This is a genomic window from Streptomyces sp. NBC_01788 (assembly GCF_035917575.1).
Classification (GTDB): domain Bacteria; phylum Actinomycetota; class Actinomycetes; order Streptomycetales; family Streptomycetaceae; genus Streptomyces.
The window spans coordinates 3,226,956-3,252,728 of record NZ_CP109090.1 but is presented as its reverse complement, the minus strand read 5'-3'; the positions used below and the strand labels follow the sequence as shown (position 1 = coordinate 3,252,728).

Sequence of the window (25,773 nt, the reverse complement as noted above, 5' to 3'; positions counted from 1 at the left end):
TCGGTGCCCGATCGGGAGGCTGCCGCCCATGCTCGACGAATCGCTGCTCGACGCCCCTGAGGGGCTCGCCGCCGCCGACAGTCGCGGACTGCTCCGCGGTGCCGCCGAGGCCGGTGCCCGCGTCCGGACCGCCGCCCGGAACGCCACCGAGGCCGGAGTGGCCGGCCTCAGGCCCGACGGCCGCCCCCGCGCCGTCCTGATCGTCGGCCCCGGAGCCGCCGCCACCCACGCGGCCGACCTGCTCGGCACGCTCGCCGGCGCCGGCAGCCCCGTGACCCGGCTGGCGCCCACGGGCGTGGCCTCCGCAGCCGGCGCCCTGCGCTGGGAGCTGCCCGGCTGGGCCGGCTCCGTCGACCTGCTGCTGATCGCCACCCCTGACGGCACCGAACCGAGCCTGTCCCTGCTCGCCGAGCAGGCCTACCGGCGCGGCTGCACGGTCGTCGCCGTGGCCCCGGCCGGAACCCCGCTCGCCGAGGCCCTCGAAGGCGCCCGCGGCCTGTTCATCCCCATGGCCACGGCCCCCTACGACCACGACGAACCCCTCGCCGGATCCGCCCCGGGGGTCCTGTGGGCGTTGCTCACACCGCTGCTGGCCCTCCTGGACCGCGTCGGCCTGCTCGCCGCCCCGCCCGACGCCTTGGAGAAGGTCGCCGACCGGCTCGACCAGATCGCCGAGCGCTGCGGACCCGCCATCGTCACCTACAGCAACCCGGCCAAGACCCTCGCCGCCGAACTCGCCGACGCGCTGCCGGTCATCTGGACCGAGGGCGCCTCCGCGGGACCCGCGGGGCGCCGCTTCGCCGCCGGGCTCGCCGAACTGTCCGGCATCCCCGCGGTCGTCGCCGAACTGCCCGAGGCCCTCGCCGCGCACACCGCGCTGCTCGCCGGTCCGCTGGCCGCCAGCGCCGACCCGGACGACTTCTTCCGCGACCGCGTCGAGGAACGGCCCGCCCTGCACGCGCGCGTGGTACTGCTGCGCGACCGCCCGCTGGGCGGCCTGACCGCGGCCCCGGCCGCCCGGGACCTGGCCCTCAGCCACGACACGCCGATCAGCGAACTGGAGCCGGGCCCCGGCGACGAGATCGAGAGCCTCGCGGAACTGATCGCCGTCACGGATTTCACCGCCGTTTACCTGGCGCTCGCCTCCGGCACCTGATCTGTCCTTGAGAACAGCCGAGAACAGCCCAGAACCGCAGAGAGAAGCGCATGGACCGCCTCGACAACACGATCCGCCCCTACGCCTGGGGTTCCACCACCGCCATCCCGCACCTGCTGGGTGTCGAACCGAGCGGCGAGCCCCAGGCGGAGCTGTGGATGGGGGCCCACCCGGGCGCACCCTCGCGCACCGCACGCGGCACCCTCGCCGACGTCATCGACGCCGGCCCCGAGGAGGAACTCGGCGCCGGGACGGTCGCGAAGTTCGGCCCGAATCTGCCCTTCCTGCTCAAGATCCTCGCCGCCGGCGCCCCGCTCTCCCTCCAGGTCCACCCCGACCTGGAGCAGGCCAAGGAGGGATACGCCGACGAGGAGCGCCGAGGCGTCCCCGCCGACGCCCCGCACCGCAACTACAAGGACGCCAACCACAAACCCGAACTGGTCTGCGCACTCACCGAGTTCGACGGCCTGTGCGGCTTCCGCGCGCCGAACCGGGCCGCCGACCTGCTCGAAGCCCTCGGTGTCGACTCCCTCAAGCCGTACATCGAGGTGCTGCGCACCCGCCCCGAGGAAGCCGCCCTGCGCGAGGTCCTCACCGCGCTCCTCACCGCCGACCGCGAGGAGATGGCCGCGACGGTCACCGAGGCCGCGGCCGCCTGCGCCCGCCTCGGCGGCGACCACGCCCCCTACGCCGGCATCGCCCGCCACTACCCGGGCGACCCGGGCGTGCTGGCCGCGATGCTCCTCAACCACTTCCGCCTCAAGCCGGGCGAGGCGGTCTTCCTCGGCGCCGGCATCCCGCACGCCTACCTCGACGGCCTGGGCGTGGAGATCATGGCCAACTCCGACAACGTCCTGCGCTGCGGCCTGACCCCCAAGCACGTCGACGTCCCCGAACTCCTGCGCATCGTCCGCTTCGAGGCAGGCGACCCCGGCATCATGTCCCCGGAAGCCGGCCCCGACGGCGAGGAGGTCTACGACACCCCCGTCGACGAGTTCCGCCTCTCCCGCTACGTCCTGTCCGAGGGCACCGCCGACGTCGACCTCACCCTCGGCACCCCGCAGATCCTGCTCTGCACGACCGGCTCCGTCCGGGCCGGCGAGCAGCAACTGACCCCGGGGCAGTCCGTGTTCGTCCCGGCCGGCGAGAAGGCCGGGGCATCCGGCACCGGCACCCTGTTCCGCGCCACCGTCGTCGTATGACCTCCCGGGCGGCGGCCCGGGAGGCCGCCGCCCGCGTACCGCCGCCGGACCGGGCTGCCACAATGACCCACCGGCCGAGCACGGGACACGGCCGCGACGGCGTACGACGGCGAAGGGACCACGCGAACAGATGAGCGCGTCAGGCGGTACCAGGGCGATCATGGCGGCACTCGGCGCCAACCTCGCCATCGCGGCAGCCAAGTTCGTGGCGTTCGCCTTCAGCGGCTCCTCCTCGATGCTCGCCGAGGGCGTGCACTCCCTCGCTGATTCCGGCAACCAGTTCCTGCTGCTGATCGGCGGCAAGCGGGCCCAGCGCGAGGCGACCCCGCAGCACCCCTTCGGCTACGGCCGCGAGCGGTACGTCTACGCCTTCCTCGTCTCCATCGTCCTGTTCTCCGTCGGCGGCATGTTCGCCGTCTACGAGGGCATCGAGAAGATCAGGCACCCGCACGAACTGGAGCACTGGTACTGGCCGGTGGGCGTCCTCCTCTTCGCGATCGTCGCCGAGGGCTTCTCCTTCCGCACGGCCATCAAGGAGGCCGACCAACTGCGCGGCAAGCTGTCCTGGCCACAGTTCATCCGCCGCGCCAAGGCACCCGAACTGCCGGTCGTGCTCCTGGAGGACTTCGGCGCGCTGATCGGCCTCGTCCTCGCCCTCGGCGGTGTGGGTCTCTCCCTGCTCACCGGCGACGGCATCTGGGACGGCATCGGCACGGTCTGCATCGGCGCCCTGCTCGTACTGATCGCCCTCGTCCTGGCCGCCGAGACCAAGTCCCTGCTGCTCGGTGAGGCCGCCGGCACCGACGTGGTCCGGCAGATCGAGACCGCCATGGTCGACGGCGACACCGTCACCGGCGTCATCCACATGCGCACGCTCCACCTCGGCCCCGAGGAACTGCTCATCGCCGCCAAGATCGCCGTCCGGCACGACGACACGGCCGCCGACGTCGCCGCTGCCATCGACGCCGCTGAGGCCCGCATCCGCGCGACCGTCCCGATCGCCCGCGTCATCTACCTGGAACCGGACATCTACAGCGAGGCCGAGGCGGCCAAGGGCCCGGACCGCGAGGCCACCCCGGGCGGCCCCGCCCCGCACCCCACAGGCCACTGATCCCGCCCGGCCCGGCGACGATCACGACGGCCCGCGAACGGCCCGGAGTGTCCGGACGCGGACTGTGGGCCGCCGCGCTTCGCGGTGTAGCTTGGGTCGGAGCCAGACGTCGCTGCTGATGGCGGTCGGGCGGCCCGAGCAGGGGCCGGCCGAGGGAGAGAGGGCCTCCGACGGATTGCGCTGCGCGCACGCGGGCATGCCTGTGTCTCCTTCGGGCACCCCTGTGTCCGCCGCCGCGCAGATCAGCCGTACCCACCTCGCCCCAACCCCGAGGAGCAGCACCCCATGACGACTGTCGAGAACCGACAGGACTTCAAGGTCGCCGACCTGTCCCTGGCCGAGTTCGGCCGCAAGGAGATCTCCCTCGCCGAGCACGAGATGCCGGGCCTCATGACCATCCGTGCGGAGTACGCCGAGAAGCAGCCGCTCAAGGGCGCCCGCGTCACCGGCTCCCTGCACATGACCGTGCAGACCGCCGTCCTGATCGAGACCCTGACGGCCCTCGGCGCGCGCGTCCGCTGGGCGTCCTGCAACATCTTCTCCACCCAGGACCACGCGGCCGCCGCCATCGCCGTCGGCCCCCACGGCACCCCCGAGGACCCGCAGGGCGTTCCGGTCTTCGCCTGGAAGGGCGAGACCCTCGAGGAGTACTGGTGGTGCACCGAGCAGGCGCTGACCTGGCCGGACAGCCCCACCGGCGGCCCGAACATGATCCTGGACGACGGCGGCGACGCCACCCTGCTCGTCCACAACGGCGTCGAGTACGAGAAGGACGGCAAGGTCCCCTCGCCCGACACCGCCGAGTCCGACGAGCACCGCGTCATCCTGGAGCTGCTGAACCGCACCCTGGGCGAGAACCCCCAGAAGTGGACCCAGCTGGCCTCCGAGATCCGGGGCGTCACCGAGGAGACCACCACCGGCGTGCACCGCCTGTACGAGATGCAGCGCGAGGGCACCCTCCTGTTCCCGGCGATCAACGTCAACGACGCCGTCACCAAGTCGAAGTTCGACAACAAGTACGGCTGCCGGCACTCCCTGGTCGACGGCATCAACCGCGCCACCGACGTCCTGATCGGCGGCAAGACCGCCGTCGTGTGCGGCTACGGCGACGTGGGCAAGGGCTGCGCGGAGTCCCTGCGCGGCCAGGGCGCCCGCGTGATCATCACCGAGATCGACCCGATCTGCGCCCTCCAGGCGGCGATGGACGGCTACCAGGTCACCACGCTGGACGAGGTCGTCGAGACGGCCGACATCTTCGTCACCACCACCGGCAACAAGGACATCATCCTCGCCTCCGACATGGCGAAGATGAAGCACCAGGCCATCGTCGGCAACATCGGCCACTTCGACAACGAGATCGACATGGCCGGCCTCGCCAAGACCCCCGGCATCGTCAAGGACGAGGTCAAGCCGCAGGTCCACACTTGGACCTTCCCGGACGGCAAGAAGATCATCGTGCTGTCCGAGGGCCGCCTGCTGAACCTGGGCAACGCCACCGGCCACCCGTCGTTCGTGATGTCCAACTCCTTCGCGGACCAGACCCTGGCCCAGATCGAGCTGTACACCAAGCCCGACGAGTACCCGACCGGTGTCTACGTGCTGCCCAAGCACCTCGACGAGAAGGTCGCGCGCCTCCACCTGGACGCCCTCGGCGTCAAGCTCACCACGCTGCGCCCCGAGCAGGCCGCGTACATCGGCGTGGAGGTCGACGGCCCGTACAAGTCGGACCACTACCGCTACTGACCGCCACCGAGCCGCACCCCGCGTCTCAGCCAGGTCCTTCGAGGCAGGCCCCCGCACCCCCGTGTCGGGGGCCTGCCCCTTTGGCCGGACCGGCCGTTTCGACCGGACCGGCGGCCGTCACGCCGCCCGCCCGCCCGAAGCACCGAGGCGGCCGGACCACCCCGTCACACCCCAGGACCCCCATGCCCCGCGGCCGTTATTCGCTCCACGATCCGCACGATCACACCCCCCTCGCAGAAGAGCACTTCCAGTGCGCGCCCGGCCCCTCCGGCTGGCGCTACGTGTCCCAGGTGACCACCCCCTCGGGCACTCATCACGGCTCCGTCGACCTGGCCCTGGACGATCTCGGCCGTCCCCTTCGCCTCGAACTCCACGCGGGAAGCTGGCAGGTGCGCGGTGCCGCCCTCGACGGCGTCACCTGGGTCCGCACCGACCCCACCGGCATCCATGCCATCGAAGGCACTGCGCGCGCTCACGCCTTCACCGGCACGTCCCCCGCGTTCCTCGTCGCCACCGCCCGTCTCCTGCGCCTCACCCCCTCTGCCTCCGCGACCCGCGTCCGCCTCGTCGCCTTCACGGATCCGGTCCTCGCCCCCCGCACCGTGGACCAGTCCTGGGCTCTGCTGGAAAGAGAAGCACACGCCACTGACAACGGGCCCCTGACCGTGGACGAATACCAGGTCACAGCCCTGGACACGGGCGAGCAGCACACCGTGCACATCGCCGGGGACGTGGTTCTGGCAGCCCCCGGCATCGAGCTCGAAGACCTCCAGTCGCCCCCGTCGGTCTTCGACTCCTGAGCCTGCGGGGCGGAGCGGCCGACGCGTCAGGCCGGCGGCACGAACCCGGTACCGGGACGCTCGGTCCGCGACGTGTCCTCGAAGGCAGCGTCCTGCGACGGGAGATCCATGGCCGGGGCGCCCCAGGAGGGGGTGTCCTGAGGCGCGGCGGGTGAGGCCGCGGCGGCGGACACGGGAGCACCCGGGTGCTCGCCGACGCCGTACGCCTGCGACTGCGGCGCGCCGTACACCGGCGGTTGCGGCGGCGGGAAGCCGGGACCACCGGGCGCCGCACCGAACCCGGCGACCGGGACCCCGCCCTCTGCCGCGAACGCACCGGCCCCGTAGCCGCCGCCGAACGTGCGCCGGGCCTCACGCGCCTGCCGCTCCTGCAGCACCGCCGCCAGATACATGGCCGGCGGGATCTCGCGCGGTGCCGGAGTCCCGGTAAGGGCGACGAGATCGGCGGCGAGCCGTTCGGCCATGTTCCAGCCGACCCGCGGATCCAGGTGCTGCATCCGTGTCAGGTACTGCCGGATCGCCAGCCAGAGCCCGTCGGGCACCGCCGACAGATCGAGCTCCGAGAAACGCCCCGCCAGCCAGGGCGGCGGCGGAGGCACGGCGGTCGCCTGCCCGGCCGGCACCCGCTCCCGCACGACCAGGGTGCCCGCGAACACGTCACCCAGCCGACGCCCTCGCGCCGACACCAACGAGGAGATGCAGGCGACGGCCCCGAACGTCATCAGAATCTCGACCACACCGATCGCGCCACGCACCAGCGCGTGCCGGAAGCGGATCGGCCCGCCGTCGTCCCGGACCACCCGCAGCCCGCAGGCCATCTTTCCGAGGGACCGCCCGTGGCTGAGCGTCTCCACGGCTATCGGACCCCCGACCAGCACGAGCAGGAACGTCCCGATCGACACCGCGATCTGCGCCGCCTCGTCCAGGGAAGCCGTAGCGGCGAGGAGGCCAAAGGACACGACCACGTAGACCATCACCGTCACGACCAGGTCGAGCAGCACCGCCAGTGCCCTGCTGGGCAGCCTGGCCGGGCGCACCTCCAGCGCCACGGCCTCACCCGTCACCAGCTCACTCATGCCCGTCGTCCTTCCCCTGGCCTGCCCCGAGAACGGCCAGTCTGCCAAGCTGAGGGCGACCGCGCCGCAGTAGGACAAGCTGACACAGCCGACGAGTTGTCGAACAACCAGCCGAGGAGCAGGCAGGCACGATGGACCTGGACGTCTTCGTCTCCGCCCACCGAGCGGAATGGGACCGCCTCGACACCCTGCTCCGCCGCAGGCGCAGGCTCACCGGCATGGAGGCCGACGAACTCGTCGCCCTCTACCAGCGCACCGCCACCCACCTCTCCCTGATCCAGTCCAGCGCACCCGACCCGCAGCTGACGGGCCGGCTCAGCCAGCTCGTGGCGGGCGCGCGCAGCGCTGTGACGGGGACCCGCCGTGCCTCGTGGCGGGACGTCACCCGCTTCCTGCTGGAGGGGTTCCCCGCGGCGGTCTACCGGGCTCGCCACTGGTGGGTTCCCACCGCACTCGTGTCCACCGTCGTCGCGGCACTCCTGGGGTGGTGGATAGGGACACACCCCGAGGTGCAGGCCGCGATCGCGGCACCCGACGAACTGCGGCAGCTCACCCGTCCCGGCGGCGAGTACGAGACCTACTACTCCAGCCACCCCGCGGCCGCCTTCGCCGCCCAGGTCTGGACGAACAACGCGCAGGCCGCCGCGATGTGCCTGGTCCTGGGCGTCTTCCTGGGGCTGCCGGTCCTGTGGATCCTCTTCCAGAACATGCTCAACCTCGGTGTGGGCATCGGCCTGATGTCCTCGGCCGGCCGCCTCGACACCTTCCTCGGCCTCGTCCTCCCTCATGGTCTGCTCGAACTGACCGCGGTCTTCGTCGCTGCCGGTACGGGGCTGCGCCTGGGCTGGACGGTCATCGACCCCGGTCCCCGCTCCCGCCGCGCCGCTCTCGCCGAAGAGGGCCGGGCCGCGCTGGGCATGGCGATCGGCCTGGCCCTCGTTCTCTTCGTCTCCGGCGCCATCGAAGGCTTCGTCACGCCGTCGGGACTGCCCACCTGGGCCCGCATAGGCATCGGGATCCTCGCCGAGCTGGCCTTCCTGGCCTACGTCTACGTCCTCGGCGGTCGAGCGGCACGGGCCGGCGGCACAGGGGACGTGGAGCCGATCGAGCGAAGCGCGACCGTGCCGACCGCCGCCTGATGTGCGTTTGAGCCCGCCGAGCTGCTACTCTCCTCTTCGCCGCACCAGAGCCGTTGACACGGGTCCGGTGAGGAGGTAGATTCAAACAGTTGCCCAGAGATGGACAGAGTCCACGAGGGTGACAGTGAGCGTCTATCTGCTTCTGTACATGTCGACAAGATCGAACATGGAGAAGCCTCTCCCGATAAATCGGAAACGAAGGCCGGCCAGACCGGCTCAAAAGTTCTGATAAAGTCGGAACCGCCGGAAAGGGAAACGCGAGAGCGGAAACCTGGAAAGCACCGAGGAAATCGGATCGGAAAAAGATCTGATAGAGTCGGAAACACCGAAGGGAAGCCCGGAGGAAAGCCCGAGAGGGTGAGTACAAAGGAAGCGTCCGTTCCTTGAGAACTCAACAGCGTGCCAAAAATCAACGCCAGATATGTTGATACCCCGTCTCCAGCATCTGCTGGGACGAGGTTCCTTTGAAAAAACACAGCGAGGACGCTGTGAACCGAGGGGACTATTCCTCCCCTCTGGTTCCGCTCTCGTGATGTGTCGCCGGCAGTATTAATTTACTGGCCGAGCAAGCATTCACGGAGAGTTTGATCCTGGCTCAGGACGAACGCTGGCGGCGTGCTTAACACATGCAAGTCGAACGATGAACCACTTCGGTGGGGATTAGTGGCGAACGGGTGAGTAACACGTGGGCAATCTGCCCTTCACTCTGGGACAAGCCCTGGAAACGGGGTCTAATACCGGATATCACTCCTGCAGGCATCTGCGGGGGTTGAAAGCTCCGGCGGTGAAGGATGAGCCCGCGGCCTATCAGCTTGTTGGTGAGGTAATGGCTCACCAAGGCGACGACGGGTAGCCGGCCTGAGAGGGCGACCGGCCACACTGGGACTGAGACACGGCCCAGACTCCTACGGGAGGCAGCAGTGGGGAATATTGCACAATGGGCGAAAGCCTGATGCAGCGACGCCGCGTGAGGGATGACGGCCTTCGGGTTGTAAACCTCTTTCAGCAGGGAAGAAGCGAAAGTGACGGTACCTGCAGAAGAAGCGCCGGCTAACTACGTGCCAGCAGCCGCGGTAATACGTAGGGCGCAAGCGTTGTCCGGAATTATTGGGCGTAAAGAGCTCGTAGGCGGCTTGTCACGTCGGGTGTGAAAGCCCGGGGCTTAACCCCGGGTCTGCATTCGATACGGGCTAGCTAGAGTGTGGTAGGGGAGATCGGAATTCCTGGTGTAGCGGTGAAATGCGCAGATATCAGGAGGAACACCGGTGGCGAAGGCGGATCTCTGGGCCATTACTGACGCTGAGGAGCGAAAGCGTGGGGAGCGAACAGGATTAGATACCCTGGTAGTCCACGCCGTAAACGGTGGGAACTAGGTGTTGGCGACATTCCACGTCGTCGGTGCCGCAGCTAACGCATTAAGTTCCCCGCCTGGGGAGTACGGCCGCAAGGCTAAAACTCAAAGGAATTGACGGGGGCCCGCACAAGCAGCGGAGCATGTGGCTTAATTCGACGCAACGCGAAGAACCTTACCAAGGCTTGACATACACCGGAAAGCATTAGAGATAGTGCCCCCCTTGTGGTCGGTGTACAGGTGGTGCATGGCTGTCGTCAGCTCGTGTCGTGAGATGTTGGGTTAAGTCCCGCAACGAGCGCAACCCTTGTTCTGTGTTGCCAGCATGCCCTTCGGGGTGATGGGGACTCACAGGAGACCGCCGGGGTCAACTCGGAGGAAGGTGGGGACGACGTCAAGTCATCATGCCCCTTATGTCTTGGGCTGCACACGTGCTACAATGGCCGGTACAATGAGCTGCGATACCGTGAGGTGGAGCGAATCTCAAAAAGCCGGTCTCAGTTCGGATTGGGGTCTGCAACTCGACCCCATGAAGTCGGAGTTGCTAGTAATCGCAGATCAGCATTGCTGCGGTGAATACGTTCCCGGGCCTTGTACACACCGCCCGTCACGTCACGAAAGTCGGTAACACCCGAAGCCGGTGGCCCAACCCCTTGTGGGAGGGAGCTGTCGAAGGTGGGACTGGCGATTGGGACGAAGTCGTAACAAGGTAGCCGTACCGGAAGGTGCGGCTGGATCACCTCCTTTCTAAGGAGCACTTCTTACCGGGTTCGCTCGGTCAGAGGCCAGTACATCGGCGAATGTCTGATGCTGGTTGCTCATGGGTGGAACGTTGATTATTCGGCACACTCGGTCCGGTTGGGACCACTAGTACTGCTTCGGCGTGGAACGTGGATCTCAGCGGCGAGGGTGTCGGGCACGCTGTTGGGTGTCTGAGGGCACGGCCGTCTGGTCGGGTCTTCGGTTGCCGGCCCCGGTAAAAATCTGCTTCGGCGGGTTGTGACGGGTGGTTGGTCGTTGTTTGAGAACTGCACAGTGGACGCGAGCATCTGTGGCCAAGTTTTTAAGGGCGCACGGTGGATGCCTTGGCACCAGGAACCGATGAAGGACGTGGGAGGCCACGATAGTCCCCGGGGAGTCGTCAACCAGGCTTTGATCCGGGGGTTTCCGAATGGGGAAACCCGGCAGTCGTCATGGGCTGTCACCCTTGTCTGAACACATAGGGCAAGTGGAGGGAACGCGGGGAAGTGAAACATCTCAGTACCCGCAGGAAGAGAAAACAACCGTGATTCCGGGAGTAGTGGCGAGCGAAACTGGATGAGGCTAAACCTACGACGTGTGAGACCCGGCAGGGGTTGCGTCGTGGGGGTTGTGGGATCTCTCTTCCACGGTCTGCCGGCCGTGGGACGAGTCAGAAACCGTTGATGTAGACGAAGGACATGCGAAAGGTCCGGCGTAGAGGGTAAGACCCCCGTAGTCGAAACGTCAGCGGCTCGTTTGAGAGACACCCAAGTAGCACGGGGCCCGAGAAATCCCGTGTGAATCTGGCGGGACCACCCGCTAAGCCTAAATATTCCCTGGTGACCGATAGCGGATAGTACCGTGAGGGAATGGTGAAAAGTACCCCGGGAGGGGAGTGAAATAGTACCTGAAACCGTGTGCCTACAAGCCGTGGGAGCGTCGGATGCAGCTTGCTGCATCTCGTGACTGCGTGCCTTTTGAAGAATGAGCCTGCGAGTTTGCGGTGTGTTGCGAGGTTAACCCGAGTGGGGTAGCCGTAGCGAAAGCGAGTCCGAATAGGGCGATGGAGTAGCACGCTCAAGACCCGAAGCGGAGTGATCTAGCCATGGGCAGGTTGAAGCGGAGGTAAGACTTCGTGGAGGACCGAACCCACCAGGGTTGAAAACCTGGGGGATGACCTGTGGTTAGGGGTGAAAGGCCAATCAAACTCCGTGATAGCTGGTTCTCCCCGAAATGCATTTAGGTGCAGCGTCGTGTGTTTCTTGCCGGAGGTAGAGCACTGGATAGGCGATGGGCCCTACCGGGTTACTGACCTTAGCCAAACTCCGAATGCCGGTAAGTGAGAGCGCGGCAGTGAGACTGTGGGGGATAAGCTCCATGGTCGAGAGGGAAACAGCCCAGAGCATCGACTAAGGCCCCTAAGCGTACGCTAAGTGGGAAAGGATGTGGAGTCGCACAGACAACCAGGAGGTTGGCTTAGAAGCAGCCACCCTTGAAAGAGTGCGTAATAGCTCACTGGTCTAGTGATTCCGCGCCGACAATGTAGCGGGGCTCAAGCGTACCGCCGAAGTCGTGTCATTGCGATATGTACCCCCAACGGGGATCGTGATGGGTAGGGGAGCGTCGTCTGCCGGGTGAAGCAGCACCGGAAGGTAGTTGTGGACGGTTGACGAGTGAGAATGCAGGCATGAGTAGCGATACACACGTGAGAAACGTGTGCGCCGATTGACTAAGGGTTCCTGGGTCAAGCTGATCTGCCCAGGGTAAGTCGGGACCTAAGGCGAGGCCGACAGGCGTAGTCGATGGATAACCGGTTGATATTCCGGTACCCGCTGTGAAGCGTCAAACATCGAGCATCGTGATGCTAAGGCCGTGAAGCCGCCTCTGATCTCTTCGGAGTGAGGGGGAGTGGTGGAGCCGCCGAACCAAGCGGTTAGTAGGTGAGTGATGGGGTGACGCAGGAAGGTAGTCCATCCCGGGCGGTGGTTGTCCCGGGGTAAGGGTGTAGCCCGAGTGGTAGGTAAATCCGCCACTCACGCAGGGTGAGACCTGATGCCGAGCCGATTGTGGTGAAGTGGATGATCCTATGCTGTCGAGAAAAGCCTCTAGCGAGTTTCATGGCGGCCCGTACCCTAAACCGACTCAGGTGGTCAGGTAGAGAATACCGAGGCGTTCGGGTGAACTATGGTTAAGGAACTCGGCAAAATGCCCCCGTAACTTCGGGAGAAGGGGGGCCACGTCTGGTGATCCGTTTTACACGGTGAGCTGGGGGTGGCCGCAGAGACCAGCGAGAAGCGACTGTTTACTAAAAACACAGGTCCGTGCGAAGCCGTAAGGCGATGTATACGGACTGACGCCTGCCCGGTGCTGGAACGTTAAGGGGACCGGTTAGCTCCATTTCGGTGGGGCGAAGCTGAGAACTTAAGCGCCAGTAAACGGCGGTGGTAACTATAACCATCCTAAGGTAGCGAAATTCCTTGTCGGGTAAGTTCCGACCTGCACGAATGGCGTAACGACTTCTCGACTGTCTCAACCATAGGCCCGGTGAAATTGCACTACGAGTAAAGATGCTCGTTTCGCGCAGCAGGACGGAAAGACCCCGGGACCTTTACTACAGTTTGATATTGGTGTTCGGTTCGGCTTGTGTAGGATAGCTGGGAGACTTTGAAGCGGCCACGCCAGTGGTTGTGGAGTCGTCGTTGAAATACCAGTCTGGTCGTGCTGGATGTCTAACCTGGGTCCGTGATCCGGATCAGGGACAGTGTCTGATGGGTAGTTTAACTGGGGCGGTTGCCTCCTAAAGAGTAACGGAGGCGCCCAAAGGTTCCCTCAGCCTGGTTGGCAATCAGGTGTTGAGTGTAAGTGCACAAGGGAGCTTGACTGTGAGACCGACGGGTCGAGCAGGGACGAAAGTCGGGACTAGTGATCCGGCGGTGGCTTGTGGAAGCGCCGTCGCTCAACGGATAAAAGGTACCCCGGGGATAACAGGCTGATCTTCCCCAAGAGTCCATATCGACGGGATGGTTTGGCACCTCGATGTCGGCTCGTCGCATCCTGGGGCTGGAGTCGGTCCCAAGGGTTGGGCTGTTCGCCCATTAAAGCGGTACGCGAGCTGGGTTTAGAACGTCGTGAGACAGTTCGGTCCCTATCCGCTGTGCGCGTAGGAGTCTTGAGAAGGGCTGTCCCTAGTACGAGAGGACCGGGACGGACGAACCTCTGGTGTGCCAGTTGTCCTGCCAAGGGCATGGCTGGTTGGCTACGTTCGGGAGGGATAACCGCTGAAAGCATCTAAGCGGGAAGCCTGCTTCGAGATGAGGACTCCCACCCACTTGATGGGGTAAGGCTCCCAGTAGACGACTGGGTTGATAGGCCGGATCTGGAAGCACGGTAACGTGTGGAGGTGACCGGTACTAATAGGCCGAGGGCTTGTCCTCAGTTGCTCGCGTCCACTGTGTTGGTTCTGAAACCACGAACAACCGTCGTAGCCATGTGTTACGGCTCCGGTTGATAGTTTCATAGTGTTTCGGTGGTCATAGCGTGAGGGAAACGCCCGGTTACATTCCGAACCCGGAAGCTAAGCCTCACAGCGCCGATGGTACTGCAGGGGGGACCCTGTGGGAGAGTAGGACGCCGCCGAACAAATTGTGAGAAAACCCCCGTGCCATGGCACGGGGGTTTTCTGCGTTTACGGCCGGCCGACCGGCGCTTGGGGAGAGACTCACGCTCCCCGTGCCCCGTCCCGGCCTTCGTTCTCTAAAGCTTCCCCGCCGTCTTCAACGCCAGATACGCGTCTGCCAGCGTCGGCGCCAGGTCGTCCGGCGTGGCGTCGACGACGGTGACACCGTGGCGGCGGAGTTGCTCCGCGGTGTGGTGGCGTTCTGTCTGCGCCTGGGCCGCGGCGGCGGCTTCGTAGACCGCGTCCACGTTTCCACGGACCCCGGCCATTCGTGCCACCAGCGGATCCGCCACCGAGGCCACCAGGACCGTATGGCGCTTGGTGAGTTGAGGGAGCACGGGCAGCAGGCCCTCCTCGACAGGGGCCGCGTCCAGGCTCGTCAGGAGCACGATCAGCGAACGGCGCGGAGCCGTACGCAGGGCAGTGGCCGTAAGGCCGCGGGCGTCCGTCTCGACGAGTTCGGGTTCCAGTGTCGCCATGGCGTCGACCAGTGACGGCAGGACATCTCCCGCGGAGCGGCCCTGGACCAGGGCACGGACCCGGCGGTCGTAGGCCAGCAGGTCGACGCGGTCGCCGGCGCGGGAGGCGAGGGCCGCGAGGAGCAGGGCGGCGTCCATGGAGGCGTCCAGGCGTGGTGCGTCGCCCACGCGGCCCGCCGAGGTGCGGCCGGTGTCCAGGACGAGCAGGATGTGCCGGTCGCGCTCAGGGCGCCAGGTACGGACGGCGACCGCGGACTGGCGGGCCGTGGCGCGCCAGTCGATGGAGCGGGTGTCGTCGCCGGGGACGTACTCGCGCAGGCTGTCGAACTCCGTTCCCTCTCCGCGCATGAGCACACTGGTGCGGCCGTCGAGTTCCCGCAGCCGCGCGAGCTTCGACGGCAGGTGCTTCCGGCTGGTGAACGGGGGCAGCACCCGTACCGTCCAGGGAACCTCGTGGGTGCCCTGGCGGGCGAAGAGCCCGAGCGGACCGTAGGACCGGATGGTCACGCGGTCCGCCTGGCGGTCGCCGCGGCGGGTGGGGCGCAGGCGGGTGGTGACGCGGCGGCGTTCGCCCGGTGGCACGGTCAGCCGGTGCCTGGAGGCCGCCGTCTCGGTGCCCTGCTGCCAGCTGCTGGGGGGCCAGGCGTCACGGAGCCGGGCACGCAGCGGACGGCGCGAGGGGTTCGTGACCGTGAGAGTGACGTCGGCGCTCTCGCCCAGGCGCACGGAGGCGTCCCCGGAGCGCGTCAGGACGAGGTTCCGCACCGGCGCCGCCAGGGCGTAGTCGCAGGCGCAGGCCACGGCCAAGGGGGCGTTCACGGCGAGGATGCCCGACCAGCCCGGGTCCCAGATGCCGACCGGGAGGGAGCCGAGGGCCGCGAGCAGCGCGGCGCGTCCGGTGAGAGCCATCAGCGAGGGACCGGGACGTGGGCGAGGATCGCGTTGATCACCGAATCGGCGGTCACGCCTTCCATCTCGGCCTCCGGGCGCAGCTGTACGCGGTGGCGCAGGGTGGACAGAGCGAGTGCCTTCACGTCGTCGGGGATGACGTAGTCGCGGCCGGTCAGCCAGGCCCAGGCACGGGCCGTCGACAGCAGTGCCGTCGCTCCGCGCGGGGAGACGCCGAGGGCCAGGGACGGGGATTCCCGGGTGGCCCGGCAGATGTCGACGACGTAGGCCGTGATCTCCGGGGAGACCGTGGTCCGGGCGACAGCGGCGCGGGCCGCGTCGAGGTCGGCGGGGCCGGCCACCGGGCGCACTCCGGCGGCGCGCAGGTCGCGCGGGTTGAAGCCGTCGGCGTGGCGGGTGAGGACGTCGATCTCGTCCTGGCGGGAGGGCAGCGGGATCGTCAGCTTGAGCAGGAAGCGGTCCAGTTGGGCCTCGGGCAGCGGGTAGGTGCCCTCGTACTCGACCGGGTTCTGGGTCGCGACGACCAGGAAGGGGTCGGGGAGCGGGCGGGGGGTGCCGTCGACGGTGACCTGGCGTTCCTCCATGGCCTCCAGCAGTGACGACTGGGTCTTGGGCGGGGTCCGGTTGATCTCGTCGGCGAGGAGGAGGTTGGTGAAGGCCGGGCCGGGCTGGAAGGAGAACTCGGCGGTGCGGGCGTCGTAGACCAGTGAGCCGGTCACGTCGCTCGGCATCAGGTCAGGGGTGAACTGGACGCGCTTGGTGTCGATGTCCAGCGCGGCGGCGAGCGTGCGGACGAGCAGGGTCTTCGCCACTCCGGGGACTCCTTCGAGGAGGACGTGTCCGCGGCAGAGCAGGGCGACGACGAGGCCGGTCACGGCGGGATCCTGGCCGACCACGGCCTTGGCGATCTCGGCGCGCAGGGCCTCCAGGGAGGACCGGGCGTGGTCCGTGTCCCCGGTGCGCCCGGCGTTGTCAGTGGTCGGGTCCATCATGGACGGCGTACCTCTCTTTCGAGGGCGTCGAGTCGGTCGGCGAGGGTGACGAGGGCCGCGTCGTCGCCGGGCGGCGGGCCGAAGAGCAGGTCGTGCAGGGACTGTCCCTCGCCGTGGAGGTGGTCGGACAGGGCGGGGAGAAGTGCCTCGGGCGTGTGCGCCTGGGACGCGGGGATGCCGACGAGGGGGGCCAGGCGGGTGCGTGTGGTGGAGCGAAGAGCGGTGGCGGCGCGGTCGCGGGCGTTCGCCTTGCGGTAGAGGCGGGCGCGGCCTTCGACGGTTTCGGAGGCGCGGATCGCCACAGGGAGTCTTTCGGGCACGAGGGGGCCGAGCCGGCGTGCCCGCCACAGGGCGGCGAGGGCCGCGGCGAGGAAGAGTTGCAGGGTGCCCCAGAGCCAGCCCGAGGGGAGCAGCTCGAAGAAGCCGCGCTCGCCGGTGTCGGGGGCGGAGGCGTCGGAGAGCGAGGGGAGGTACCAGACCAGATGGGGGCGGGAGCCGAGGAGTTGCAGGGCGAGCGAGGCGTTGCCCTGCTTGGCGAGGCGGTTGTTGTAGAGGATGTCGGGGGCGCCGAGGACGACGGTGTCGCCGCCCTTGGTGGTCTGCGGGATGCGCAGCAGGGTGGGCAGACCGCCGCTCGGGTAGCAGGCCTCGGCGTTCTTGACGGTGGTCGTGTAGCGGAGGCCGCCGCCGGTGTCCGCGTCGCCTGCGCGGCGGGCTGCGGGCAGGGGGCAGCGCGGGGAGAGCGTGGTGTCGAAGCTGGGCGTGTGAGCGGCGGTGACGCCGGGGGCCAGGCCACTGACGGAGGGAAAGTCGGGGGCGACGAGGACAGTGCGCCCGCCGGAGGCGTCGGTTGCCTGGCGGAGCCGGGACTGCTGACCGTCCGTCAGCAGGTCGGGAAGGGCGACCAGCACGGTGGTGTCGGGGCCGGCGGCCGCGCGTGCCTCGTCGAGGGTGGTGACCACGCGTGTGGAGACGCCGCGGTCGGCGAGGAGCGCGGCGACGGCGCGGCTGCCGTAGGGGTCGGCGGAGCGGGGGTCCAGGCGGCCGTGCTGGGCGCCCGACTGGACCGCGGCGATCGCGACGCCGGCGGCGAGGAGGAGGACGAGGGCGAGCAGGATCCCGCGCGTGCGGGTCCACACCTGGCGGCCGGTGGGCGAGACCGAGGTGGACGGGAGCGCGGCCTCGGTGGTCATCCGCCGGCCCCCTGGGAGCCGGCGGCCGTGCCGACAGCGAGCCGGGGCCTGGTGCGTTCCAGGTCGCGGTCGAGTTCGGCGATGCGCTGGTACGCCGCTTCGGTCCCGCTGCGGCCGCCGTATGTGACGTCGTCGAAGTCCCGGGCGGCGGCGCGCAGCCGTTCGGCGTGCGCGGGGAGGGCGCGGCCGGCCTCGGCGGCGGCCTCGTCGGCGGTGCGGCCGGGGCGTATGTCGAGCAGGGCTCGTTCCTCCAGGGAGCGGACGATGGCGCGCATGCGTTCCTGGACGGCCTGGTTCCAGTGGCCCTGGGCGGCGTGCGCCTCGGCGGCGGCGCGGTGTTCGGCGGCGCTGCGGGGGCGGTCGTCGAACAGGGTGGTGGAGGACGTGGGTCCGCGGCGCGGGGTGCCCAGGCGCCACCACAGTGCCCCGAGCACGGCGAGGACGGCCACGATGACGATGACCAGTCCGACACCCCCGCCCGGGGTGGCGACCAAGGCGGAGCCGAACAGCTTGCCGAGCCAGTCCCAGAAGGCGTTCAGAGCGCGTTCCAGCAGGCCCGGGTCGTGCTCGTGGTACATCGGCTTGGACAGTTCGCGCCCGGCCGCCTCCCGCGCCGGGTCGCGTGGGACGGTCACCGGTGGTTCGGCTCCGGAGCGCGACTGTGCCAGGACCGCGGCGTGGGCGTGCAGTGCGGTCCGCAGGGCTCCGGTCACGGCGCGTGGGAACGCCGGCAGTGCTGTGAGAACTCCCCCCGCCAGGCTCACGGCATCAGCTCCCGGAGGCTGGTGCGTCGGCGCCGTGGCCCTGCACGTCGGCGGCCCGGGCCAGGTCCAGGTCGAGGGCCTCGCGGCGGATGCGCAGATCGATGTAGAGCAGCACGGTGACGCCGGCCGTGATCGGGAAGGTGAGGGTGGAGCCGATCACGGCCCCGATCCCGGTGATGATCAGGTAGGCCCAGCCGATGTGCGGGGGGCCGTTGAGATAGCTGGTCATGCCGCCCCCGCCGAAGGCCACCGTGAGAGCGAGGAAGGGAATGGCGATGATCGCGGCGACGATGCCCGCGATGAGTCCCGCCAGGAGTTGAATGCCGAAGACGCGCCACCACGAGCCGCGGATCAGCTTGGCGGAGCGGCTCATCGACTTGCCGACGCCCTGCTTCTCCAGCATCAGGGCGGGAGAGGCGAGCGAGAAGCGGACTGCCAGCCACAGTGCGGGCACGCACGCGGCCAGGCCGCCTGCGACGGCCAGTACTATGCCGCCCACGGGCGAACCCGTGGTGGCGACGAGGATGCCGGGCAGCGTGCCGAGGGCGATGACGCCGAGGCAGATGACCATCAGCAGGAAGACCAGCCCGAACAGCTTGAGCATCTGGGGACGGGCGTCCCGCCAGGCCTCCGCGGTGGTGACCGGCTTGCCGAGGACCGCACGGCTGGTGACCGTCGTGAGCAGCGCGGTGGCGATGACGGTGGAGACCAGGGAGACGATGGAGACGGCGCCGGAACCGAGCATGGTGTCGCCCATGACGCGGCCGACTTCTTCGGCGGTGGCGTTCGGGTCGCTGAGGACCTGGCTGCTCGTGGTGCTGTCGACGACCAGGCGTTGCACCAGAATGACGATGATCTGGGAGAAGACCGCGACGGCCAGAGTGATGCCCAGGACGGTGCGCCAGTGGGTGCGCATGGTGGACACCGTGCCGTCGAGGATCTCGCCCACGCCCAGCGGGCGCAGCGGGATCACGCCGGGCTTGGCTGCGGGGGGCGGGCCGCCCCAGCCGGCACCCCAGGCGCCGTAGCCACCGGGTCCGTAACCGGGAGCGCCGTAGCTTCCGGGGCCTCCGTAACCGGGGGTGCCGTAGCCTCCCGGGCCGTAACCGCCGGGGCCCTGTCCGCCGGGGCCGTGGCCGGTCGGGGGCTGTCCGCCCCAGCCGGCGCCGGCGGGGGGCGGTGGTGCCTGGCCGGGGGCCGGGGCTCCCGTGGGCGCGGACCACTGGCCCGGCGCCGGCTGCTCCTTGGACCACTTCACGCCGGGGCTCTGCGGCTGCTCGCCCGACGAGTCCGCGGGCGGGGCGGGGTCGGGGCGGGCGGCGGCGTCGGCAGGTCCGGAGGTACCGCTCTCCTGCCCGTCGGACGGGGCGGATCCGGGCGAGGCCCAGCCCGGAGTGTCAGTCATCGTCGCTCCTTCACGGTGCCCGTCCGCCGTCGCGGCGGCAGGTCGGCTGCCATCGTGCCATGGGGTGGACTTCGGGCGACCGGCGGTGGTGGCGGCTGCGTACCTTCAATTGTCTGCCGGATACGGGGCAGACTGACGACATGGCTGATCAGTACGCGCAGACCCGCGAGGACGACCAGGCGGTCGGAACCTCGGCGATCCGCTGGGAAGAGCCCCCCGAGGGGCCGGTGCTGGTCCTTCTCGACCAGACCAGGCTTCCCGCAGAGGAGGTCGAGCTGGTGTGTACGGACGCGCCCGCGCTGGTGGAGGCGATCCGGTCGCTGGCCGTGCGCGGAGCGCCGGTGCTCGGCATCGCCGGGGCGTACGGCGTCGCGCTCGCCGCCGCGCGCGGCTTCGACGTGGACGAGGCCGCGACCGCGCTGGCGGCCGCCCGGCCCACGGCCGTGAACCTCTCCGTCGGTGTGCGCCGGGCGCGGTCCGCCCATCAGGCGGCGCTCGCCAGGACCGGGGACTCCCGGCAGGCCGCCTCGGCGGCGCTCGCCGCGGCGCGGCAGCTGCACCAGGAGGACGCCCGGGCCAGTGCCCGGATGGCCGAGCACGGGCTGGCGCTGCTGGACGAGCTGCTGCCCGGCGGCGGGCACCGCGTCCTCACCCACTGCAACACCGGGTCGCTGATCTCGGGTGGGGAGGGCACGGCGTTCGCGGTGGCACTCGCGGCTCATCGCGCGGGACGGCTGCGGCGGCTGTGGGTGGACGAGACCCGGCCGTTGCTCCAGGGCGCCCGGCTGACGGCGTACGAGGCGGCCCGCAACGACATGGCGTACACGCTGCTCACCGACAACGCGGCGGGCTCGCTGTTCGCGGCCGGTGAGGTGGACGCGGTGCTGATCGGAGCGGACCGTATCGCCGCCGACGGCTCGGTGGCGAACAAGGTGGGCAGCTATCCGCTCGCGGTGCTCGCGCGCTACCACCACGTGCCGTTCATCGTGGTGGCCCCGGTGACGACGGTGGACCCGGCGACTCCGGACGGCGGGGCGATCGAGGTCGAGCAGCGACCGGGATACGAGGTGACCGAGTTCATCGCGCCCCAGGTGCCGGTGACGGGAGCCGGCGGCGGTCTCCCGGTCGCGCCGCTGGGCACCCAGGCCTACAACCCGGCGTTCGACGTGACCCCGCCTGAGCTGGTGACGGCGATCGTGACCGAGGAGGGCGCCGTCTCGCCGGTGACCGCCAAGGGCCTGGCCGAACTGTGCGCCAGGTCGCGGGGGACCTCCACCGACTGAGCACCGGCACCCTGTTCTCGGGGTTCTCGGACCGGAGGCAGACAGTGACGGCTCCGTACGACTATCGTCACAGGCCAGTGAGCTCTCTCACCTGGATCTTCGCCACCGTTACGAGAATGGGATGATGTCGTTTATGAAGGGACGAGTCCTTGTCGTCGACGACGACACCGCACTGGCCGAGATGCTCGGGATCGTGCTGCGTGGTGAAGGTTTCGAGCCGTCTTTCGTGGCCGACGGGGACAAGGCGCTGGCCGCCTTCCGTGAGGCCAAGCCTGATCTGGTCCTGCTCGACCTGATGCTGCCAGGCCGTGACGGCATCGAGGTGTGCCGCCTGATCAGGGCGGAGTCCGGGGTGCCGATCGTGATGCTGACGGCCAAGAGCGACACGGTGGACGTCGTCGTGGGCCTGGAGTCGGGCGCCGACGACTACATCGTGAAGCCGTTCAAGCCGAAGGAGCTCGTGGCCCGTATCCGGGCGCGGCTGCGCAGGTCGGAGGAGCCCGCGCCGGAGCAGCTCGCCATCGGCGACCTTGTCATCGACGTCGCGGGGCACTCCGTGAAGCGGGACGGGCAGTCGATCGCGCTGACGCCGCTGGAGTTCGACCTGCTGGTCGCGCTGGCCCGCAAGCCGTGGCAGGTGTTCACCCGAGAGGTGCTCCTGGAGCAGGTCTGGGGCTACCGGCACGCGGCCGACACCCGCCTGGTGAACGTCCACGTCCAGCGGCTGCGCTCCAAGGTCGAGAAGGACCCGGAGAAGCCGGAGATCGTGGTGACCGTCCGCGGTGTCGGTTACAAGGCCGGACCGAGCTGACGTGCCGGAGGACAGCGCCGCTTCGGCGCCCGGGAGTACCGGGACCCGCGCGGGGCGGCCTGTCGGCCGGACGACCGCCGGTTCCCGCTGGGGACGCCTCCTGGAGGGCGGGCTGCTGCACGGCGGCGTCCAGGGCAGTCCCGTCCTGCGTCTCTTCCTGCGCTGGGTGCGCCGGCCGCTGCTGCCCGTGATGCGGGTGTGGCGGCGCAACATCCAGCTCAGGGTTGTCGCCACCACTCTGCTGATGTCGATGGGCGTGGTCCTGCTGCTCGGTTTCGTCGTCATCGGGCAGGTGCGCAACGGACTGCTCGACGCCAAGGTGAAGGCCTCGCAGAGCCAGGCCGCCGGCGGTTTCGCGGTGGCCAAGCAGCGGGCCGACGAGGCGGCGACCGGCACCGGCGACGACGCCTCCGCCGCGGACGGCCACTCCTCGCAGAACGTCATCCAGTGGATGAGCGATCTGGTGTCGTCGCTGTCCAGCGGCGGTCAGGGCGCCTTCGACGTGGTCACGCTGCCCGCCGGCGACGACAGCGGGGGCGGGCGCGGACCGCGCGCCTCCGGCGGTGTGGATTGGACGGCGAGTGTTCCGGAGGAGCTGCGCGCCCGCATCAACAGCAGCATGGTGGCCGCGCAGAGCTACGCCCGCATCGTCTACCAGGGCGGCGACAAGGGATCCCAGCCCGCGCTGGTCATCGGCAAGCAGGTCAACGACCCCAACGGCGATCCGTACCAGCTGTACTACCTCTTCCCGCTCACCCAGGAGGAGAAGTCGCTGAGCCTGGTCAAGGGCACGCTGGCGACGGCCGGACTCTTTGTCGTCGTACTCCTCGGAGCCATCGCCTGGCTGGTGGTGCGGCAGGTCGTCACGCCGGTGCGGATGGCGGCCGGGATCGCCGAGCGGCTGTCGGCCGGGCGGCTTCAGGAGCGCATGAAGGTCACCGGTGAGGACGACATCGCGCGTCTCGGCGAGGCCTTCAACAAGATGGCGCAGAACCTCCAGCTGAAGATCCAGCAGCTGGAGGAACTGTCGCGTATGCAGCGCCGGTTCGTCTCCGACGTCTCGCACGAACTGCGCACGCCGCTGACGACCGTGCGGATGGCCGCCGACGTCATCCACGAGGCGCGCGTGGACTTCGACCCGGTCACCGCCCGCTCGGCGGAACTGCTCGCCGACCAGCTCGACCGGTTCGAGTCGCTGCTCGCGGACCTGCTGGAGATCAGCCGCTTCGACGCGGGCGCGGCGGCGCTGGAGGCCGAGCCGATCGACCTCAGGGAGGTCGTGCACCGGGTCGTCGGAGGCGCGGAGCCGCTCGCCGAGCGCAAGGGCACGCGGATACGGGTCGTCGGCGACCAGCAGCCCGTCGTGGCGGAGGCCGACGCCCGGCGGGTGGAGCGCATCCTGCGCAACCTGGTCGTCAACGCGGTGGAGCACGGCGAGGGCAGGGACGTCGTCGTCAAGCTCGGCGCGGCGGGCGGAGCGGTCGCGGTCGCGGTGCGCGACTACGGCGTCGGGCTCAAGCCGGGCGAGGCGACCCGGGTGTTCAGCCGCTTCTGGCGGGCGGATCCGGCGCGCGCCCGCACTACGGGCGGTACCGGTCTGGGGCTGTCGATCGCCTTGGAGGACGCCCGGCTGCACGGCGGCTGGCTTCAGGCGTGGGGTGAGCCGGGCGGCGGCTCGCAGTTCCGGCTGACGCTGCCCAGGACCGCGGACGAGCCGCTGCGGGGCTCGCCCGTCCCGCTGGAACCGAAGGACTCGCGCCGCAACCGCGGGCTCGACGACGCCGGTCTGCCGAGCGGGAAGCGTGCCACCGTGCCGGCGCAGGCGACGGGTGAGCGGACGGCGTCGCCGCGGGACCCGATCGCGTCCCGGCCGGCGGTGGCCCCGACGGCCGATCCGACGGCGCTGCCCGGCAACGGCGCGCGCGTGGTGCCCCGGCCGGCCTCGGGTGAGCGACGGCGGGAGGCGGCGTCCGCCGTGGAGGCGGCGGATGACGGGTCGGCGGACCTCGCGGTGGCTGAGAAGGCCGAGCCGCTGGACGTGACACAGCAAGGGGAGGCATTTCGTGGGCGCTGACCGCGTGGGGGGCGTGCGGCGGCCGGTGCGCGCGGTGGTGTACGCCGCTTGTGGGATCGTGCTGCTGGCGGGGTGCGCCTCGATGCCGGACCGCGGGGATCTGCGCGACGTGGAGTCCACCCCGCGCCAGGACAGCCAGTTGCAGGTGTTCGCCATGCCGCCCCGGGAGGACGCTTCGCCCGCGGAGATCGTGCAGGGCTTTCTGGAGGCGCTGACCAGCGACGATCCGCAGTATGCGACGGCGCGTCAGTATCTGACGGGGGACGCTTCGGGGGACTGGCGGCCGGAGCGGTCCACGACCGTGCTCGCGGGTGGCCCGGACATCCAGGTCGATCGCGTCACGGAACGCGACAGCACCGACAACTACGCGTTCACCCTGACCGGCAGCAAGGTGGCCCGGGTGGACGGGGAGCAGTCGTACACGCCGATGGGCGGCCACTACAGCCAGCCGGTTCATCTGACGCGGGACAAGAAGAGCGGGCAGTGGCGCATCGACGTGCTGCCGCAGGGCGTCGTCATGGGCCAGTCGGACTTCCAGCGCAACTACATGTCCGTCAACAAGTACTACTTCGCCTCGAACACCTGGGCGGACGCGGCGCCGTCGGCGACCGCCGTCGCCGATCCCGTCTTCGTACGGCGGCGCGTGGACGCGATGACGCAGGTGGTGCGCTCCCTGCTGAGCGGGCCCACGAAGTGGCTCGAACCGTCGGTCAGTTCGAGCTTCCCGGCCGGGACGGCGCTGCGCCGCGGCGTCACCTCGCTCGTGCCCGACGACCAGAACCGGCTGACGGTGCCGCTGAACGAGAAGGCCTCCGGGGTCGGGCGCGAGAAGTGCCGGGAGATGGCGACCCAACTGCTGTTCACGCTGCAGAACCTGACACCCACCGTGGACGCCGTCACGCTCCAGGGCGCCGACGGCAGCACCCTGTGCTCGTTCGAGTCGGGCCGGGCCGAGACCGTCGCCACGCGCGGGTCGGTGAAGCGGCCCGACTACCTGTACTTCGTCGACGACAAGCAGCGGCTGGTGCGGATCGCCGACACGGGTACGGCCTCGGGTGCCGAACCCGTGCCGGGGGCGCTGGGCGAGGGCGTCCAGAAGCTCCAGTCGGCGGCGGTGTCGTGGGACGAGCGCACCGCGGCGGGGGTCGGCTCCGACGGCAGGTCGCTGTTCGTGAGCTCGCTCGTGGCGGGTAGCGCCCTCGACGCGCCGGTGCTGCAGAGCCAGAGCCAGGGCAAGGCCGAGGACGACCGGCTGACGGCACCCAGCTGGGACGCGCGCGGCGACCTGTGGGTGGCCGACCGCGATCCCGCCCGGCCGCGGCTGTGGGTCCTGGAGCAGGGCGGCGGCGAGCCCCTCGAGGTGAAGGTCCCGGGTCTGAAGGGGCGCGTCGACGCGGTGCGGGTGGCCGCCGACGGGGTGCGGATCGCCCTGGTGGTCAAGGCGGACAACAACAGCAAGTCCCTGCTCATCGGGCGGATCGAACGCGACGAGAAGGCCGGGGAGCGGCCGGTCGTGTCGGTGCTCGGACTGCGTTCGGCGGCTCCCGAGCTGGAGGACGTCACCGCCATGTCGTGGGCCGGGGACAGCCGGCTCGTGGTGGCCGGGCGGGAGCAGGGGGGCGTGCAGACGATGCGGTACGTCCAGGTCGACGGCTCCACGCCGGAGGGCCCGCCGCCGGCCGCGCTCACGGGGGTGCAGTCGATCGCCGCGGCCGAGGACGACCGACTGCCGCTGGTGGCGTCCTCCTCGGAGGACGGGATCGTCCGGCTGCCGTCCGGGGCACAGTGGCAGAAGGTGACCAAGGACGGGATGGCGCCGGTCTATCCGGGCTGACGCAGCACTAGGTCCCCCGTGTGGGTGAAGCCCT

At 69.2% G+C, this 25,773-nt stretch carries 16 protein-coding genes and 3 rRNA genes; 13 read left to right on the top strand and 6 right to left on the bottom strand.

Annotation, left to right across the window (positions count from 1 at the left end):
• The first annotated feature begins 28 nt into the window (after nt 1–28).
• From OIE49_RS14805 to OIE49_RS14785, 5 genes are all read left to right on the top strand, one after another.
• Nucleotides 29–1,156 (top strand): SIS domain-containing protein, encoded by a 1,128-nt coding sequence (locus OIE49_RS14805; RefSeq protein ID WP_326802728.1) that lies wholly within the window; start codon nt 29–31, stop codon nt 1,154–1,156.
• Between the two features lie 50 nt (nt 1,157–1,206).
• The gene (gene manA / locus OIE49_RS14800) at nt 1,207–2,358 is read left to right on the top strand and encodes a mannose-6-phosphate isomerase, class I (protein WP_326802727.1); all 1,152 of its coding nucleotides are present in this window, start codon (nt 1,207–1,209) and stop codon (nt 2,356–2,358) included.
• 130 nt (nt 2,359–2,488) lie between these two features.
• Nucleotides 2,489–3,469, top strand: coding sequence for a cation diffusion facilitator family transporter (locus tag OIE49_RS14795; protein WP_100570976.1), 981 nt, complete (start codon nt 2,489–2,491; stop codon nt 3,467–3,469).
• Nucleotides 3,470–3,754: 285 nt separating this feature from the next.
• The gene (gene ahcY / locus OIE49_RS14790) at nt 3,755–5,212 is read left to right on the top strand and encodes an adenosylhomocysteinase (RefSeq protein ID WP_326802726.1); all 1,458 of its coding nucleotides are present in this window, start codon (nt 3,755–3,757) and stop codon (nt 5,210–5,212) included.
• Nucleotides 5,213–5,394: 182 nt separating this feature from the next.
• Nucleotides 5,395–6,012 (top strand): hypothetical protein, encoded by a 618-nt coding sequence (locus tag OIE49_RS14785; protein WP_100570974.1) that lies wholly within the window; start codon nt 5,395–5,397, stop codon nt 6,010–6,012.
• Nucleotides 6,013–6,038: 26 nt separating this feature from the next.
• On the opposite strand, the gene OIE49_RS14780 is transcribed toward OIE49_RS14785, so the two are convergent.
• The gene (locus OIE49_RS14780; RefSeq protein ID WP_326802725.1) at nt 6,039–7,088 is read right to left on the bottom strand and encodes an RDD family protein; all 1,050 of its coding nucleotides are present in this window, start codon (nt 7,086–7,088) and stop codon (nt 6,039–6,041) included.
• A 131-nt stretch (nt 7,089–7,219) separates the two neighbouring features.
• Here OIE49_RS14780 and OIE49_RS14775 point away from each other — a divergent pair, with 131 nt between their 5' ends.
• The 4 genes from OIE49_RS14775 (at nt 7,220) to rrf (ending at nt 13,958) form a co-directional block, all read left to right on the top strand.
• Nucleotides 7,220–8,227 carry a stage II sporulation protein M gene (locus OIE49_RS14775; protein WP_326802724.1) on the top strand — a complete coding sequence of 336 codons (1,008 nt, stop codon included), beginning with the start codon at nt 7,220–7,222 and terminating at the stop codon, nt 8,225–8,227.
• A 572-nt stretch (nt 8,228–8,799) separates the two neighbouring features.
• A 16S ribosomal RNA gene (locus OIE49_RS14770) occupies nt 8,800–10,325 on the top strand.
• Between the two features lie 306 nt (nt 10,326–10,631).
• A 23S ribosomal RNA gene (locus OIE49_RS14765) occupies nt 10,632–13,753 on the top strand.
• An 88-nt stretch (nt 13,754–13,841) separates the two neighbouring features.
• A 5S ribosomal RNA gene (rrf, locus tag OIE49_RS14760) occupies nt 13,842–13,958 on the top strand.
• Together the 16S, 23S and 5S rRNA genes form the textbook arrangement of a ribosomal RNA operon.
• Nucleotides 13,959–14,072: 114 nt before the next feature.
• On the opposite strand, the gene OIE49_RS14755 is transcribed toward rrf, so the two are convergent.
• From OIE49_RS14755 to OIE49_RS14735, 5 genes are read right to left on the bottom strand one after another with little or no spacing between them, the layout of a single operon-like run.
• Complete coding sequence (locus tag OIE49_RS14755) at nt 14,073–15,383, bottom strand: DUF58 domain-containing protein (RefSeq protein WP_326802723.1); 1,311 nt, start codon at nt 15,381–15,383, stop codon at nt 14,073–14,075.
• Complete coding sequence (locus OIE49_RS14750; RefSeq protein ID WP_326806234.1) at nt 15,383–16,372, bottom strand: AAA family ATPase; 990 nt, start codon at nt 16,370–16,372, stop codon at nt 15,383–15,385. The genes OIE49_RS14755 and OIE49_RS14750 overlap by 1 nt, the downstream gene beginning before the upstream one ends.
• A complete protein-coding gene (locus tag OIE49_RS14745; protein ID WP_326802722.1) occupies nt 16,372–17,568 on the bottom strand; it encodes a DUF4350 domain-containing protein in 1,197 nt (398 codons plus the stop codon). Before OIE49_RS14745 ends, OIE49_RS14750 begins: the two co-directional genes overlap by 1 nt.
• A complete protein-coding gene (locus OIE49_RS14740) occupies nt 17,565–18,332 on the bottom strand; it encodes a DUF4129 domain-containing protein (protein WP_401743344.1) in 768 nt (255 codons plus the stop codon). The genes OIE49_RS14745 and OIE49_RS14740 overlap by 4 nt, the downstream gene beginning before the upstream one ends.
• A gap of 4 nt (nt 18,333–18,336) precedes the next feature.
• Nucleotides 18,337–19,737 (bottom strand): hypothetical protein, encoded by a 1,401-nt coding sequence (locus OIE49_RS14735; RefSeq protein WP_326802720.1) that lies wholly within the window; start codon nt 19,735–19,737, stop codon nt 18,337–18,339.
• A gap of 140 nt (nt 19,738–19,877) precedes the next feature.
• On the opposite strand from OIE49_RS14735, the gene mtnA reads away from it, so the two are divergent.
• The 4 genes from mtnA (at nt 19,878) to OIE49_RS14715 (ending at nt 25,739) form a co-directional block, all read left to right on the top strand.
• Entirely contained in the window at nt 19,878–21,020 is a 1,143-nt protein-coding gene (gene mtnA / locus OIE49_RS14730; RefSeq protein WP_326802719.1) for an S-methyl-5-thioribose-1-phosphate isomerase, read from the top strand.
• Between the two features lie 121 nt (nt 21,021–21,141).
• Nucleotides 21,142–21,831 (top strand): two-component system response regulator MtrA, encoded by a 690-nt coding sequence (gene mtrA, locus OIE49_RS14725; protein WP_009188938.1) that lies wholly within the window; start codon nt 21,142–21,144, stop codon nt 21,829–21,831.
• A 1-nt stretch (nt 21,832) separates the two neighbouring features.
• Nucleotides 21,833–23,905, top strand: a complete 2,073-nt coding sequence (gene mtrB, locus OIE49_RS14720; protein ID WP_326802718.1) for an MtrAB system histidine kinase MtrB — start codon at nt 21,833–21,835, stop codon at nt 23,903–23,905.
• Nucleotides 23,895–25,739 (top strand): LpqB family beta-propeller domain-containing protein, encoded by a 1,845-nt coding sequence (locus tag OIE49_RS14715; RefSeq protein WP_326802717.1) that lies wholly within the window; start codon nt 23,895–23,897, stop codon nt 25,737–25,739. The genes mtrB and OIE49_RS14715 overlap by 11 nt, the downstream gene beginning before the upstream one ends.
• Nucleotides 25,740–25,773: the final 34 nt, after the last annotated feature.